The 279-nt window shown below is 34.4% G+C and carries 1 pseudogene; it reads right to left on the minus strand.

Annotation, left to right across the window (positions count from 1 at the left end):
* Nucleotides 1-279 (minus strand): annotated as a pseudogene (locus tag ACSG5Z_RS32570) (peptidase M4 family protein); the annotation flags it as partial.

A 279-nucleotide genomic window follows, 5' to 3' on the forward strand; every position in this document is an offset into this window, starting at 1 on the left:
GTGTAACAGTTTGATCTGAACCATACACAGGAATGTTATTATGCTTCTCAACTAACTTCACATGTGTCGTACCAGATTCAGCATCTTTTTCCACTCCAACGACATTGAAGTGTTTATCAATATTTCCTGCTAATTTAAACATATCTTTCTTACTCTCTAAATATTGAAAGACCTTCTCTTTTTTATCTAGTCCTTCCGGTGCTTTCCATTCTTCACCTATGTATGCAGCTGTTTTAAATTCTTTATGTTGTCTATAAAACACATCTCCGAGACAAACAT

Origin of the sequence: Bacillus pretiosus, from assembly GCF_051294775.1 — a bacterium.
GTDB classification, from domain to species: domain Bacteria; phylum Bacillota; class Bacilli; order Bacillales; family Bacillaceae_G; genus Bacillus_A; species Bacillus_A wiedmannii.